Origin of the sequence: Stenotrophomonas sp. EMP41, from assembly GCF_047495535.1 — a bacterium.
In the GTDB taxonomy this organism is placed as follows: domain Bacteria; phylum Pseudomonadota; class Gammaproteobacteria; order Xanthomonadales; family Xanthomonadaceae; genus Stenotrophomonas; species Stenotrophomonas sepilia.
Genome location: NZ_CP179923.1, coordinates 3,576,044 through 3,589,649, shown reverse-complemented (window position 1 = coordinate 3,589,649; position 13,606 = coordinate 3,576,044). Strand labels below are relative to the sequence as shown.

11 protein-coding genes are annotated in these 13,606 nt (G+C 66.7%); 8 read left to right on the top strand and 3 right to left on the bottom strand.

The window, feature by feature from the left end; all coding sequences use genetic code 11:
* Positions 1 to 196: 196 nt before the first annotated feature.
* The 7 genes from ACMGRF_RS16480 to ACMGRF_RS16450 all read left to right on the top strand — a co-directional run bounded on the left by ACMGRF_RS16480 (position 197) and on the right by ACMGRF_RS16450 (position 7,922).
* Positions 197 to 2,419 (top strand): NADP-dependent isocitrate dehydrogenase, encoded by a 2,223-nt coding sequence (locus ACMGRF_RS16480; protein ID WP_134709478.1) that lies wholly within the window; start codon positions 197 to 199, stop codon positions 2,417 to 2,419.
* A 315-nt stretch (positions 2,420 to 2,734) separates the two neighbouring features.
* Positions 2,735 to 3,700: a hypothetical protein gene (locus ACMGRF_RS16475; RefSeq protein ID WP_049410695.1), complete on the top strand. Its 966-nt coding sequence runs from the start codon at positions 2,735 to 2,737 to the stop codon at positions 3,698 to 3,700.
* On the top strand, positions 3,693 to 4,241 hold the full coding sequence (locus tag ACMGRF_RS16470; protein WP_049410698.1) for a GTP-binding protein: 549 nt from the start codon (positions 3,693 to 3,695) through the stop codon (positions 4,239 to 4,241). Before ACMGRF_RS16475 ends, ACMGRF_RS16470 begins: the two co-directional genes overlap by 8 nt.
* Complete coding sequence (locus ACMGRF_RS16465; protein ID WP_049440368.1) at positions 4,234 to 4,650, top strand: roadblock/LC7 domain-containing protein; 417 nt, start codon at positions 4,234 to 4,236, stop codon at positions 4,648 to 4,650. Before ACMGRF_RS16470 ends, ACMGRF_RS16465 begins: the two co-directional genes overlap by 8 nt.
* A gap of 53 nt (positions 4,651 to 4,703) precedes the next feature.
* Positions 4,704 to 5,063, top strand: coding sequence for a hypothetical protein (locus tag ACMGRF_RS16460; RefSeq protein ID WP_005419760.1), 360 nt, complete (start codon positions 4,704 to 4,706; stop codon positions 5,061 to 5,063).
* Positions 5,064 to 5,208: 145 nt separating this feature from the next.
* Positions 5,209 to 6,939 carry a bifunctional isocitrate dehydrogenase kinase/phosphatase gene (aceK, locus tag ACMGRF_RS16455; RefSeq protein WP_049436141.1) on the top strand — a complete coding sequence of 577 codons (1,731 nt, stop codon included), beginning with the start codon at positions 5,209 to 5,211 and terminating at the stop codon, positions 6,937 to 6,939.
* A gap of 80 nt (positions 6,940 to 7,019) precedes the next feature.
* Positions 7,020 to 7,922 carry a TonB-dependent receptor gene (locus ACMGRF_RS16450; protein WP_049412903.1) on the top strand — a complete coding sequence of 301 codons (903 nt, stop codon included), beginning with the start codon at positions 7,020 to 7,022 and terminating at the stop codon, positions 7,920 to 7,922.
* Between the two features lie 39 nt (positions 7,923 to 7,961).
* Here the strand turns inward: ACMGRF_RS16450 and ACMGRF_RS16445 are convergent, their stop codons facing one another.
* Complete coding sequence (locus tag ACMGRF_RS16445) at positions 7,962 to 9,536, bottom strand: sensor domain-containing diguanylate cyclase (RefSeq protein WP_049412905.1); 1,575 nt, start codon at positions 9,534 to 9,536, stop codon at positions 7,962 to 7,964.
* A 297-nt stretch (positions 9,537 to 9,833) separates the two neighbouring features.
* Here ACMGRF_RS16445 and ACMGRF_RS16440 point away from each other — a divergent pair, with 297 nt between their 5' ends.
* Complete coding sequence (locus ACMGRF_RS16440; RefSeq protein WP_180880593.1) at positions 9,834 to 10,901, top strand: hypothetical protein; 1,068 nt, start codon at positions 9,834 to 9,836, stop codon at positions 10,899 to 10,901.
* Positions 10,902 to 10,988: 87 nt separating this feature from the next.
* Here the strand turns inward: ACMGRF_RS16440 and rho are convergent, their stop codons facing one another.
* Together rho and trxA are read right to left on the bottom strand one after the other, a co-directional pair.
* Positions 10,989 to 12,746 (bottom strand): transcription termination factor Rho, encoded by a 1,758-nt coding sequence (rho, locus tag ACMGRF_RS16435; RefSeq protein WP_049441105.1) that lies wholly within the window; start codon positions 12,744 to 12,746, stop codon positions 10,989 to 10,991.
* Positions 12,747 to 12,974: 228 nt separating this feature from the next.
* Positions 12,975 to 13,304, bottom strand: coding sequence for a thioredoxin (gene trxA / locus ACMGRF_RS16430; RefSeq protein ID WP_005411275.1), 330 nt, complete (start codon positions 13,302 to 13,304; stop codon positions 12,975 to 12,977).
* Between the last annotated feature and the right edge of the window lie 302 nt (positions 13,305 to 13,606).

Genomic DNA, 13,606 nt, shown 5'->3' with positions numbered 1-13,606 from the left:
CCAGTACCGCCGCGTATGGCACAGCTTTGCCCCGCGCGGCCGAAAACGCGACAATGCAGGGGTTTCCCCGCCGCGCGCCCACCCTGACGGCGACGGGGGAAAGCGCGGGGGCCAACCCCGCGCGCGACACGGTTGCACGTGGCCCGGCGCTGGCGCCGGCCTTCCCCTGAGCATTGCTACAGAGTCCAAGTCCCCCATGTCCAAGATCCTCTACACGCTGACCGACGAAGCACCGTTCCTGGCCACCCAGTCGCTGCTGCCGATCGTTGACGCCTACACCGCCACTGCCGGCATCGTGGTGGAAACCCGTGACATCTCGCTGTCCGGCCGCATCCTGTCGCAGTTCCCGGAACTGCTGTCCGACGCGCAGAAGGTCAGCGACGACCTGGCCGAGCTGGGCCAGCTGGCGACCACCCCGGACGCCAACATCATCAAGCTGCCGAACATCTCCGCCTCGGTGCCGCAGCTGAAGGCGGCCATCAAGGAGCTGCAGGACCAGGGCTACCCGCTGCCGGATTACCCGGAAACCCCGGCCGACGATCAGCAGCGCGACTACAAGGCGCGCTACGACAAGGTCAAGGGCAGTGCGGTGAACCCGGTGCTGCGCGAAGGCAACTCCGACCGCCGCGCACCGCTGTCGGTGAAGAACTACGCGCGCAAGCACCCGCACCGCATGGGTGCCTGGTCGGCCGATTCGAAGTCGCACGTCGCGCACATGGCCGCCGGTGACTTCTATGGCAGCGAAAAGTCGGCCACCGTCGCCAACGCCGGTTCGCTGAAGATCACCTTCCACGGCAAGGACGGCAGCGCTGTCGTGCTGAAGGAAAAGACTGCGGTCAAGACCGGCGAGATCGTCGACGCCGCCGTGATGAGCCGCAAGGCGCTGGCCGCGTTCATCGGCGAGCAGATCGCCGACGCCAAGGCCCAGGGCGTGCTGTTCTCGCTGCACCTGAAGGCGACCATGATGAAGGTCTCCGACCCGATCATGTTCGGCGTGGCGGTCAATGAGTTCTACAAGGACGTGCTGGCCAAGCACGCCGAAGTGCTCAAGCAGGCCGGTTTCGACGCCAACAACGGCATCGGTGACCTGGCTGCGCGCCTGCCGTCGCTGCCGGAAGCCACCCGTGCTGCGATCGAAGCCGACCTGGCTGCCGAGTACGCACAGCGCCCGGGCGTGGCCATGGTCAATTCGGACAAGGGCATCACCAACCTGCACGTGCCGAGCGACGTCATCGTCGACGCCTCGATGCCGGCGATGATCCGCGACTCCGGCAAGATGTGGAACGCCGAAGGCAAGCTGCAGGACACCAAGGCGGTCATTCCGGACCGCTGCTACGCCGGCGTGTACCAGGCCGTCATCGACGACTGCAAGGCGCACGGCGCCTTCGACCCGGCCACCATGGGCTCGGTGCCCAACGTCGGCCTGATGGCACAGAAGGCCGAAGAGTACGGCTCGCACGACAAGACCTTCCAGATCGCTGCCGATGGCGTGGTCAAGGTCACCGACGATGCCGGCACCGTGGTGTTCGAGCACGCCGTGGAAGCCGGTGACATCTGGCGCATGTGCCAGACCAAGGACGCGCCGATCCAGGACTGGGTCAAGCTCGCCGTCGAGCGCGCCCGCCTGAGCAGCACCCCGGCCGTGTTCTGGCTGGATGCCGCCCGCGCCCACGACGCGCAGGTCATCGCCAAGGTCGAGCAGTACCTGAAGGACCACGACACCACCGGCCTGGACATCCGCATCCTGCCGCCGGTGGAAGCGACCGCGTTCTCGCTGGCCCGCATCCGCAAGGGTGAGGACACCATCTCGGTGACCGGCAACGTGCTGCGCGACTACCTGACCGACCTGTTCCCGATCATGGAGCTGGGCACCAGCGCCAAGATGCTGTCGATCGTGCCGCTGATGGCCGGTGGTGGTCTGTTCGAGACCGGCGCCGGTGGTTCGGCCCCGAAGCACGTGCAGCAGTTCGTCGAAGAGGACTACCTGCGCTGGGATTCGCTGGGTGAGTTCCTGGCCCTGGCCGCGTCGCTGGAACACCTGGGCAACCGCTATGACAACGCCGCCGCCCGTGTGCTGGCCAAGGCGCTGGACGAAGCCAACGGCCAGTTCCTGGACAACGACAAGTCGCCGTCGCGCAAGCTGGGTGGCATCGACAACCGCGGCAGCCACTTCTACATCGCGCTGTACTGGGCGCAGGCCCTGGCCGCGCAGGACGAGGACGCCGCACTGAAGGCGCGCTTCGCCCCGCTGGCCAAGGCGCTGACCGACAACGAGCAGAAGATCGTCGACGAGCTGATCGCGGTGCAGGGCAAGGCCGTGGACATCGGGGGCTACTACCGCCCGGATGTGGCCAAGGCCAGCAAGGCGATGCGCCCGAGCGCGACCTTCAACGCCGCGCTGGAGCAGCTGCGCGGCTGATCCAGCGCCGTTCGCCTGCCGCAACATGGAAACCCGCGCTTCGGCGCGGGTTTTCTTTTTCCGGGGCCGCTCGGGGGCAGATCCCTTCTGCGCGCAAAAGCGATCCGACCCCGAGCGATGAAACCGTGACATCCGTCAGCTGTCGGACTGCCGTCAACGGGGCATGAAACTTGCCCGCGATGGCCGTCGCAGAACCGATCAGCACGCCGATGTAGCCCCACTCAATCTGAGCAGTCGATCACGACGGCCTTCGTCGGCAAACCCTAGCCTTGGCGACGCGAGACCACCGGGGAGGTGGTCGCCCGGGGAACACGGATGGCACGCGTGCTGGTAGTGGGGACCGACATCCAGGGCGAGCAGGCCCTGCTGCAACGGCTGCGCCTGGCGTCGGCACTGCCGGACGGCCAGGTCCGCCGCAGCCAGGACCTGGACGATTGCGACCTGCTGGTCATCCGCGATACCCCGGCGCTGCGCAACGCGGCCCAGCGCATGCGCCAGCAGCGACCGCGCCTGCAATGCTGGATCGAGGACAACGGCGGCCAACTGCGCGACGGCGACGGACACCAGGATGTGCTCGACGACGGTGCCATCGGCCGCGCGCTGCGTCGCATGCAGTTGGCACCGGAGCCCCTGGCCATGCCCGCACCCGCGCTGATACGTCTGGCCGATGGCGCACACGCCATCACCCGCCTGCTGCGCGAGCGGTTGCCGCTGCGCCATGGCCAGGCACTGTTGAGTGATGCGGGCGAACCTTTGCTGTTGATGGATCTGGAGCACGACCAGGCTGTGCTGTTGCAGGAACCCGCGAGCGTGCTGGTGGAGCGCCTGGCCGATGCGTTCGAACGCCTGCAGCTGGATGCGCTGACGCCGGCGCGCCTGCAGGCACTGGCTGGTGAGCGACCACGCCAGCCGCTGCGGCCGCTGCTGTGGCAATGGGCGCAACGCAGCCGCCACTGGCAGGCACTGGACGAACGCCTGCGCGGCGCTTCGGTGAAGCTGCTGCGCTGGCCGGATTTCCGCGTACTGGGGCACGACCACGATGGATTCCGCCTGTGCTCGCTGCTGCTCAAGCGCGCCTGCACGGTTGAAGAATGCGCGATGCTGCTTGAGCTGCCGGCGGCGGCCGTTCGCGATTTCATCCACGCGGCCTACCTGTGTGGCTACGCGCAGCTGCAGGCCGCCCCGGCGGCGCCGATGGTGGCGACCGGTGGCACCCGCACCGACAACGGATTGCTTGCCCGCCTGTGGCGGCACCTGCGTGGGAGTGAGCGCAATGCGTGAGCACAAGGTGGTGGTGCTGGGCGGCATGGGCAGCGGAAAGTCGACGCTGGTGCGCAGCATCGCGGCCGGCGCCGTAGTCGACACCGATGTGGCCAACAGTGATCGCCTCGGTGCCGACAAGGCCTCCACCACCGTCGCGCTGGACTATGCAGACATCGACCTGCCCAACGGCGAGCGCCTGCGGCTGTACGGAACGCCCGGCCAGCAGCGCTTCGACTTCCTGTGGCCGATCCTGCTGCAGGGTGCACGGGGTGCGGTGCTGCTGCTGGACGCACGTCGCGCGGGCCTGGCCAGCGAGCTGCAGGACTACCTGCAGGTGCTGCAGCCGTTTGCATCGTCCTTGGCACTGGTGGTGGCGGTCACCCACCTCGACCAGGCGCCGCAGGCGGCACTGGATGACTGGGCCAGCCGAGCCTGCCTGGACGACCAGCCACTGCCGCTGCTGGCCATCGATGCCCGTGACCGGGAACAGGGACTGCTGCTGATGGACGTACTGATGAGCGAAATGGAAGCGCACGCACTGGTGGCTGCGCATGGCTGACGGGCAGATGGCGGTATTGCCCGACGCCGGCCAGCGTGAGCGCCTGCAACCCCTGCTGCAGGACCTGCAGCAGCGGGTCGAAGGCGTACGTACCGTGGTCCTGGCCAGCGTTGATGGCTTCGCCCTGGTCAGCGCCGGAGCCGACGGGCGCGGTGAACGGCTGGCGGCGATGACCAGCGCGATGCTGGCGTTGGCCGCAGCGGTGGGGCGCGAACTGGTGCTGGGCGATCTGCAGACGCTGATGCTCGAAGCGATGGGCGGGAAGGTGCTGATGCTGGCGATCCAGGCCGAAGGGCGTGCGCCGCTGCTGCTGATGGCGGCCTGCGACCAGCGCAGCGTGATCGGGCAGGTGCTGTGGCAGAGCAGGGAATGTGGCCAGGCGATCCTGGCCGAACTCGGCGGATCGTGAGCCCGGCCGCAGGGGAACGAGGGGCTCGAACCAACATCGACAAGGGGTGCGACGTGGCTGGATTGAATGAATCGTTGAACGCACTGATGGGCATCGACGGCGCGCAGGCAGTGGCGCTGGTCGACTACGAAAGCGGCATGCTGCTCGGCGAAGCCGGTGCCGGCATGGACATGGAAGTGGCCGCCGCCGGCAATACCGAAGTGATCCGGGCCAAGATGAAGACCGCCGCCTCGCTGAACCTCAATGACAGCATCGAGGATATCCTGATCTCGCTGGGCAAGGCGTACCACATAATGCGCCCGGTCGCGAAGAAGAAGGGCCTGTTCTTCTACATCGTGCTGGACCGGACCAAGTCCAACCTTGCACTGGCCCGACGCAAGGTGCAGGACGTAGAGGCCGAACTGGCGATCTGAGCCGGTAGTGCCGGCCGCTGGCCGGCGTCTGCATCGACCATCGACGGTCCAGGTGCTGCCGGCCAGCGGCCGGCACTACCTTCGCGCTCGACGGCATCGCACACGCCAGCGTATGGTGAAGCCGGTCCTTCCGGGTGAGCCCTGCATGTCCGAGCCTGACATCGCTGCCGAGCTGGCGCCGCGCATCGCCGGCGCCATCCGCGATGGTTTCGAGCAGTACCATGCCCGCTTCGCGGCGATCACCGCCCGTGCACGGCAGCGCTTCGAGCAGCGTGACTGGGCGGGCGCGCGCCAGGATGCAGTCGAGCGCATCGCGTTGTATGACCTGTGCATCGCCGAGCAGATGGATGCACTGCGCCGCCTCGCCGGCGAAGCGATCGGCGAGCGCGCGCTGTGGCTGCAGGTGCATGCGCAGTACAGCGCACTGCTGCGGGGGCTGATCGACGCCGAACTGTACAAGACCTTCTACAACACGTTGTCGCGGCGCCTGTTTTCCATCCGTGGCGTGGATCCGGCGCTGGAGTTCATCGCCTTCGATGTCGAGCCGTCCGACGCGATCACCCATCCGGTCGCCCGGCATACCTATGCCGTCTCGCCGACGCGGCCGGTGGAGGCCCTGCAGCGCGTGCTGGCCGACTACCGTTTCGACATTCCGTATGCGCACCAGCTGCGCTGCGCGGCGGCGATCGCCGTGCGCCTGCAGGATGATCTGGCGCACTGGGGCGATACGCCGGTGCGCAGCATCGAGCTGCTCGACACCGTGTTCTATCGCGAGCGCCGTGCCTACCTGGTTGGCCGCGTGTTCGGCGAGCACCGCTTCTCACCGTGCGTGATCGCACTGGTCAACGATGAGCGTGGCCTGCGTGCCGACGCGGTGCTGACCCGTCGTCGCGACGTCGCCCACCTGTTCGGTGTATCGCGCAGTTACTTCCAGGCTGACCTCGCCACGGTCGGCGATGCGGTGGTGTTCCTGCGCAGCCTGCTGCCGGGCAAGCCCATCGATGAGATCTACACGGTGCTGGGACGCGCCAAGCAGGGCAAGACCGAGCGCTACCGCACCTTTTTCCGCCACTTCAACGAGCATCCGCAGGAGCGGCTGGTGCCCGCCGAAGGCACGCCGGGCATGGTCATGGCGGTGTTCACCCTGCCCAGCTATCCGCTGGTGTTCAAGCTGATCCGCGACCGCTTCGCCTGGCCCAAGGCGATGTCGCGGCAGCAGGTGGAAGAGAAGTACGCGCTGGTGTTCAACCTCGACCGTGTCGGCCGCCTGCTCGATGCGCAGCCATATCGCCACCTGCGCTTCCCGCGAGACCGTTTCGCGCCGGCCTTGCTGGAAGAGCTGCTGCAGCAGTGCGCGCAGACCGTGCGGGTCGACGGCGACGAGGTGGAAGTGGCACTGTGCTACGTACAGCGCCGCTTCCGGCCATTGAACCTGTACCTGCGCGAGCAGGGCGGTGAGGCCGTGCGCGCGGCGGTACTGGACTATGCGCAGGCGATCACCGACATGGCGCGCAACAACATCTTCCCCGGCGACATGCTGCCGAAGAACTTCGGCGTATCCCGGCATGGCCGGGCCGTGTTCTACGACTATGACGAGTTGTGCCTGGTCAGCGACTGCGTGTTCCGCACCTGGCCGCAGCCACGTACGCCGGAGGACGCCATGGCCGACGAGCCCTGGTTCCATGTCGGTCCACGCGATGTGTTCCCGGAGCGCTTCGGCCCGTTCATGGGCCTGCCCGCCAGCGAACTGGCGGCGGTGAGGGAGCACTACCGGCACCTGTTCGATCCGACGTGGTGGCAGGACCTGCAGGCGCGCTTCGTCGCGGGTGATTATCCGGATACGCCGCCCTATGCAGCGGCCCATCGCCTGGCCTGAACGGCGTGGCGTGAAGCGCGTGCCGGTCCGGTCTGGACTGCGGTACGCTCGGTGCTCACTTCATCACCACGGATCCGGCAATGATGCGTTCCCCCCTGTTCCTTGCGCTGGCCCTGGCGTTCTCCGCCGGTGCCCCCCTGCTGCCAGCCGAGGCCGTCGCCCAGAACGCGCGCGCCGTGCGTGCCACCGCCGAGATGAGCATGGCGCTGTCGGGCAGTATCGAGGTGGCGGCCGACGGCTCGGTCAGCGCGCTGGTCCTGGACCAGCAGGCGATGCTCGCACCGGGTATCGCCTCATTCGTGGAGGGCACCATCCGTGGCTGGCAGTTCGAGCCGACGCTGCGCGATGGCAAGCCGGTGGCGGTCCACGCACCACTGCGGGTGCGCCTGCGTGGCAAGCAGCAGGACGACGGCAGCTACCAGGTCAGCATGACCGGTGTCGACTTCAGTGAGTATGACCCGAAGGCTACCGATTCGGTGACCCGGAAGAGCATGCCGCCACCGCGCTACCCCGAGGATGTCTTCCGCAGTGGTGGGCAGGGTGATGTGCTGTTGCTGGTCAAGGTGGCCCGCGACGGGACCGTGGCCGACGTCATTGCCGAACAGGTGAACATGACCGTGGTCGCGCCGGAGCGGACCCTGGCCAAGATGCGCGACCTGCTCGCCAAGGCCAGCATCAGCGGCGCCCGCAAGTGGACCTTCGTCCCGCCGACCACCGGCGAGAACAGCGCGCGCGACTTCTGGACCGTGCGCGTGGCAGTGAACTTCGCCCTGAACAGCGACACCGGCAGCAACGGCAATGCCCAACCGGAACGCTATGGCCGCTGGCGTGCCTTCATCCCCGGCCCGCGCCAGGCCGCACCGTGGCGCAAGCCGGATGCCGCCGGACAGGCGGGCAGTGATCTGCTGCCTGCCGGGGGCGTGTACATGGTCGATGGCACCCAGCGCGGCCTGCGCCTGCTGACACCGTTGGCGCAGCGCTGAGCCCGGCGCGGTGAAGCGGTCGGTCAGGCCGGCCGCGTCTCAGTCCGCGTACGGGTAGACCACAACGCGGTTGCGGCCCTGTTCCTTGGCCATGTACAGGGCCTTGTCGGCCAGCCGCAGCGCCTGCTCGGCATCGACATGGAAGCTGGGGAAGTGGGCCACGCCCAGTGACACGGTGATGGTGCCGACCGGTGCGAACGGATGATCGGCGATGTGCTGGCGCAGGCGCTCGCCGGCCTGGCGCGCCGAGTCGGTGCTGATGCCCGGCAACAGCAGCAGGAATTCCTCGCCGCCGGCGCGGCAGAGGATGTCGCTGTCGCGCGAGTAGCGGCGCATCTGGTCGGAGATATGGACGATGGCGGCGTCACCGACGTCATGGCCGTGGCTGTCGTTGATCGATTTGAAGCGATCGATGTCCAGCGCCAGGATCGCGAACGGAATGCCCTGCACCTGCAATGCATCCAGCGCCTGCTGCAGGCCGCGGCGATTGAGCAGGCCGGTCAGCGGATCGGTACGGTTGGCGCGGCTGAGCGTGCCGATGCGGTCCTGCAGCGCGTTGAAGCTGTGCAGCACCGCCTGCTTGAGCTGGGCCACCTCGAAGTACCACGCGCGGATGCCGCTGACGTGGCTGATCGCGTTGCCGGTGTCCTCGCCACCCTGCACGTTTCGCGCCAGCTGCCACAGCGGCATCGAGATGCGACGGGCGAACCACCAGGTGACCAGCAGTGACAGCAGGCCGAGCGGGATCGCATTCCAGATCACCGCGGTCATCAACCGTGACAATGGCTGCAGCGTGGCCTCGGTCGGCCGCTGGGCGATGATGCCCCAGCCGGTGGCCGGTACCGGTGCATAGCCGGCCAGCATCGACACGCCCAGGTTGTTGCGGACCTGCTGCGCACCGCGTTCACCGCGCACGACTGCCTTCACCGCCGGGTTGCCGACCACGTAGTCGCCGACCCGCTTGCCATCGGCGTGGTACAACAGGCGGCCATTGCGGTCCACCACGTACAGGTACGAGCCGTCGCGGTAATAGTGCTTGCCCAGCAGCGTGTGCAGCGCACTGCGCTGGCGCAGGTACAGGGTGCCGCTGACGTAACCGCGGTAGTGGCCGCTGCGGTCGAAGATCGGATGCGACAGCGAGACCAGCAGCTTGCCGGTGGTCGACTGGTAGGGATCGCTGATCATCGGCTGGCGCGCGGCCAGTGCGGCGTTGTTGCCGGCGCTGTGCAGGATCTCGCCCTGCAGCTGCAGGGTCTGCGGCGAGGTGGCGATCACCAGACCATCGGCGTCGACCACCAGCGAGGAGTTGAAGCTGTTGGTCTGCAGCTGCAGCCGGCTGGCTTCATCCTGGGCCTGTGCCGGATCGAGATCATTCTGGCCGAGCCGGGTGGCGGCGTAGGCCAGCTCCTGCTGCGCGGCCAGCAGGAAATTCTGGGTGGTCTCGGCCAGCTTGGTGGCATAGACGCGGTTGGCCTCCAGCGTGTTGCCGACCAGCTGGTCGCGCTGCACGCGGTAACTGGCGAGCAGGGTATTGGCCAGGGCGATGATGGCGCTGAGCAGGGCCAGAGCGAGGATCAGCTTGCCCAGGTTGAGGCGGGGGGACAGCGTTCGCATGCGTCGACGGATCCGGCAGGAGGCTGGACCCGACCGGTTCTCCGGAAGGGGCGACAGCGGGAATCGGTGGCCACGCCCTTGGGGCCGGGCAGGGTGTCGGGCGAATTATCGCCAAAAGTCAGCGGCGGCAAAGTGAAACAGGTCGCCCTGCAGGCAAAAAAAAACCTGCCGCAGCGGGCTCGGTGCCAAGACGCGTGGGCGCAGGGCCAGTCTGGCTGGTCAAGGAAATCTACAACTATTCGCATGGTACCTGCCCACGGGAACTGAAAGCATGGTGCGTTTGGAGGATGCACGTTCATGCGATATCTGCTGCAGAGCTTGAGAGTTCTTCCTTGTGCAACCCATCGAAGCCACTTTGTCGAATCCCATCTTTCGCGGGTTCGCATGCACCTGAATGCCGGTGACCACGCTTCGGCCGAGGCCGTGATGGCGGGGGGGGCGGCTGAAACCCATGAGCACCTTGTCTGGCGCCTGTCGGTGGAACGCCGGGTTGGTCGATGGATCAAGACGTGGACGCAGGCGTTGCCACAATCCTCTCATCCTCTATTGGTTTCTGCATATGCGGACATCAACAAGGCATGGACAGTCCGCGGTGAGAGTTACGCAGCGGATATCCCGATGTTGCGGCGACGCAGATACCCCGGGATCATGATGCAGGCATATCGGAAGCTCTCGGACATCGTGGCCCAGGAGCCTGGCAATGCAATGGCGCTGGCTGGCCTGATTCACTGCAACGTCGTGGTCGGCGCAGGTGACGGAAACAGGGAGGAATGGCTCGATGCGGCGATGGCGGCCGAGCCGTTCCATTGCCCATCGATCGTGCAGTATGCGAGAGGGACATGGCAGCGCTGGGGAGGCAAGCCCGATGATCACTTTCGATTTGCCGATTGGGTGGTTGAGAACGCGCCCGCTGGTAGCTGCTCGCACATCGTGGCTGCACAAGCGGTGCTGGATGACGCCCTGACCGCGGCAGACAGCTTCAGCACGATGCGAGGAATCTCCCGCCATCTCGGAAACGAGGAAACCGCTGCGTGGCTACGCCGCGCAATACTGAAATGGGCCGGTGCCACGCCCGAAACCCTGGAGTGTCGTCTGCAGGACATTGCATCCGTTCATGGCGACAGCTATCACGGGGTCTGCATGGAGACATTTGCTTTTGCGGCGTACTTCGCGGGTGCGAAGGACGAGGCCCGCCAGCTGCTGATCGCATTGAGGGGGCGATTGCAGGCTGATGTATGGGAGATGCTCTTGCCCTCCATTCCCGGCTGGCTGGCTGCCGTTGGCCTCCGGCATCGGGCGGCGCATCTGGCGCATGATCGCATCTGTCGTGATCTGGGGTTGGACCCGAGGCAGATCTGCCGATAACTCCATGGTGCCCATGAACGGTAGCGATGGTCCCAATGAAGAGGCCCCGCATGGCGGGGCCTCTTCTCGTTCCATCAATGCCGTGGATCAGCGCTTCATCGAACCGAAGAACTCGTCGTTGGACTTGGTGTTCTTCATCTTGTCGAGCAGGAATTCCATCGCGGCCATTTCATCCATCGGATGCAGCAGCTTGCGCAGGATCCAGATCTTCTGCAGCAGCTCCGGTTCGATCAGCAGGTCTTCGCGGCGGGTACCGGAACGGTTGATGTCGATGGCCGGGAACACGCGCTTTTCAGCGATACGACGGCTCAGGTGCACTTCGCTGTTGCCGGTGCCCTTGAACTCTTCGTAGATCACCTCGTCCATCTTCGAGCCGGTGTCAACCAGCGCGGTGGCGATGATGGTCAGGCTGCCGCCTTCTTCCACGTTGCGCGCGGCACCGAAGAAGCGCTTCGGGCGGTGCAGGGCGTTGGCGTCCACACCACCGGTCAGCACCTTGCCCGAGCTCGGCACCACGTTGTTGTAGGCCCGGGCCAGGCGGGTGATCGAGTCGAGCAGGATCACCACATCCTTCTTGTGCTCGACCAGGCGCTTGGCGCGCTCGATGACCATTTCCGCCACCTGCACGTGGCGCGCGGCCGGCTCGTCGAAGGTCGAGCTGATGACTTCGCCGCGCACGGTGCGCTGCATTTCGGTCACTTCTTCCGGGCGCTCGTCGATCAGCAGTACGATCAGGTGCACGTCCGGATGGTTGGTGGTGATGGCGGTGGCGACCTGCTGCATCATCATCGTCTTGCCGGCCTTCGGCTGCGACACGATGAGCGAGCGCTGGCCCTTGCCCTGCGGCGCCATCAGGTCGAGGATGCGGCCGGTGATGTCTTCCGACGAACCGTTGCCACGCTCCAGGGTGAAGCGGCGGCGCGGGAACAGTGCGGTCAGGTTCTCGAACAGCACCTTGTTCTTCGACGCTTCGATCGGCTCGCCGTTGATGGTGTCGACGATGTTCAGCGCGAAGTAGCGCTCGCCGTCCTTCGGGAAGCGGATGCGGCCGGAGATGTGGTCGCCGGTGCGCAGGTTGAAGCGGCGGATCTGGCTGGGCGAGATGTAGGTGTCGTCCGGTCCGGCCAGGTAGCTGGCTTCGGCCGCGCGCAGGAAACCGAAGCCATCCGGCAGGATTTCCAGCACACCGTCGGCGGCGACGCCGTCACCGTGGCGGGTCAGCACTTTCAGCAGGGCGAAGATCACGTCCTGCTTGCGGGCACGGGCCACGCCTTCGGAGATCTGCAGTTGCTCGGCGATTTCCAGCAGCTTCTGTGCCGGCATGCGCTTGAGGTCGCTCAGCGAGTAGACCGGGAAGCCCTCGGGCACGTTGGCGTGCGGGCGCGGCACGAACGGCTGCTGTTCGCCGCCGTCATTGGACATGCCATCGTCGCGGAAGCGGTTGTTGCGGTCACGGTCGCGGCGGTTGCGGAAGCGGTCGCGTCGGTTGCCCTGACCTTGCCCCTGGCCCTGCTGGCCCTGCTGGCCGTTCTGGTTGTACGGGTTCTGGCCCTGGTTCTGGCCACCCCCCTGGTGATTCTGCTGCCGCGGCTGGCCGGATTCGCGGCCCTCGCCACCCTCGCCACCGCCACTGCTGGCAGGGGCCTCGGCGGCGGGCGCGCTCGGCGCAGGTGCTGCGGCCGGCGCCGGTGCTTCGGGCGCAGCTGCCAGCGGCAGGGTCGGCTGCGCCGGAGCGGCGCTGGTTTCTGCGGCTGCCGGGGCGGCGGCCTTGCTCACGCGGGGCTTGCGCACGCGCTTTTCGGCGGGCGCATCAGCGCTGCCGGTTTCGGAAGTGTTATCGGACAAGAGCGTTATTCCTCGCTTGACGGTGCGAGCGCCCGGCTGGGGCGGCGAACGTTGGGAATGGGTCTGGAAGAAACTGCGTCCAGAGGGTGCGGCACGCGAACGCGGCCGGATATGCCGACACTATCATCGGCCTGCGGCGCCATGCAAGGGTCGCCGGGAACAGCATTCATCATGGGCGTGGTGCGCCCGCCGGCAGCCGCGCTCGGCGGCTGCCGGAGACCGGCAGGATCAGGCCAGGGCCTTGTCCAGCAGGCCGGCCAGCTGGGCCTTGCCCACCGCACCGATCTGCTCGCCGACCTTCTCGCCATCCTTGAACACGACCAGGTACGGAATCGAACGCACGTGGTACTTCGCGGCCAGCGCACGGTTGTGGTCAACGTTGACCTTGGCGATCTTGGCGCGGCCCTGGTAGGCATCGGCCAGCTCGTCCAGCGCCGGGGCGATCATCTTGCAGGGGCCACACCACTCGGCCCAGAAATCGACCAGCACCGGTTCCTTGGAATTCAGCACTGCGCTATCAAAGTCGGCGTCGCCGACATGTACAACCTTGTCGCTCATCTTGGTTTCTCGTCTTGGATTGCACCCGGCCATGCCGGAGGTGGGTGAACTGGGCCTTGCCCGGTGGCGCGACCCTCGTCGTTGCCTCGCGGCGCACTGCCGCGGTGCGTTCGGCGGGATGCCTGGACGCTCACGGCCGGCAGTGTACCCCTATCGCGGGGCAGGGACAGGCGCCGGCTGGAACCCAGCGTATCGTGATCGCTTCGATGGCCGGTATGTGTCGGATTTCACTGTCTTCCTGAAGATGGGGCTGGCAGTGGGCGACACCAGCGCCCCCGTGCGGGTCGTTCAAGTCCGGTGTG

Excerpts from the sequence above, each read along its gene's own strand:
- ACMGRF_RS16440 (WP_180880593.1), top strand. The coding sequence starts at position 9,834 with ATGCGATATCTGCTGCAGAGCTTGAGAGTTCTTCCTTGTGCAACCCAT.
- ACMGRF_RS16470 (WP_049410698.1), top strand. The coding sequence starts at position 3,693 with ATGCGTGAGCACAAGGTGGTGGTGCTGGGCGGCATGGGCAGCGGAAAG.
- aceK (WP_049436141.1), top strand. The coding sequence starts at position 5,209 with ATGTCCGAGCCTGACATCGCTGCCGAGCTGGCGCCGCGCATCGCCGGC.
- ACMGRF_RS16480 (WP_134709478.1), top strand. The coding sequence starts at position 197 with ATGTCCAAGATCCTCTACACGCTGACCGACGAAGCACCGTTCCTGGCC.
- trxA (WP_005411275.1), bottom strand. The coding sequence starts at position 13,304 with ATGAGCGACAAGGTTGTACATGTCGGCGACGCCGACTTTGATAGCGCA.
- ACMGRF_RS16450 (WP_049412903.1), top strand. The coding sequence starts at position 7,020 with ATGATGCGTTCCCCCCTGTTCCTTGCGCTGGCCCTGGCGTTCTCCGCC.
- ACMGRF_RS16465 (WP_049440368.1), top strand. The coding sequence starts at position 4,234 with ATGGCTGACGGGCAGATGGCGGTATTGCCCGACGCCGGCCAGCGTGAG.
- ACMGRF_RS16445 (WP_049412905.1), bottom strand. The coding sequence starts at position 9,536 with ATGCGAACGCTGTCCCCCCGCCTCAACCTGGGCAAGCTGATCCTCGCT.
- ACMGRF_RS16475 (WP_049410695.1), top strand. The coding sequence starts at position 2,735 with ATGGCACGCGTGCTGGTAGTGGGGACCGACATCCAGGGCGAGCAGGCC.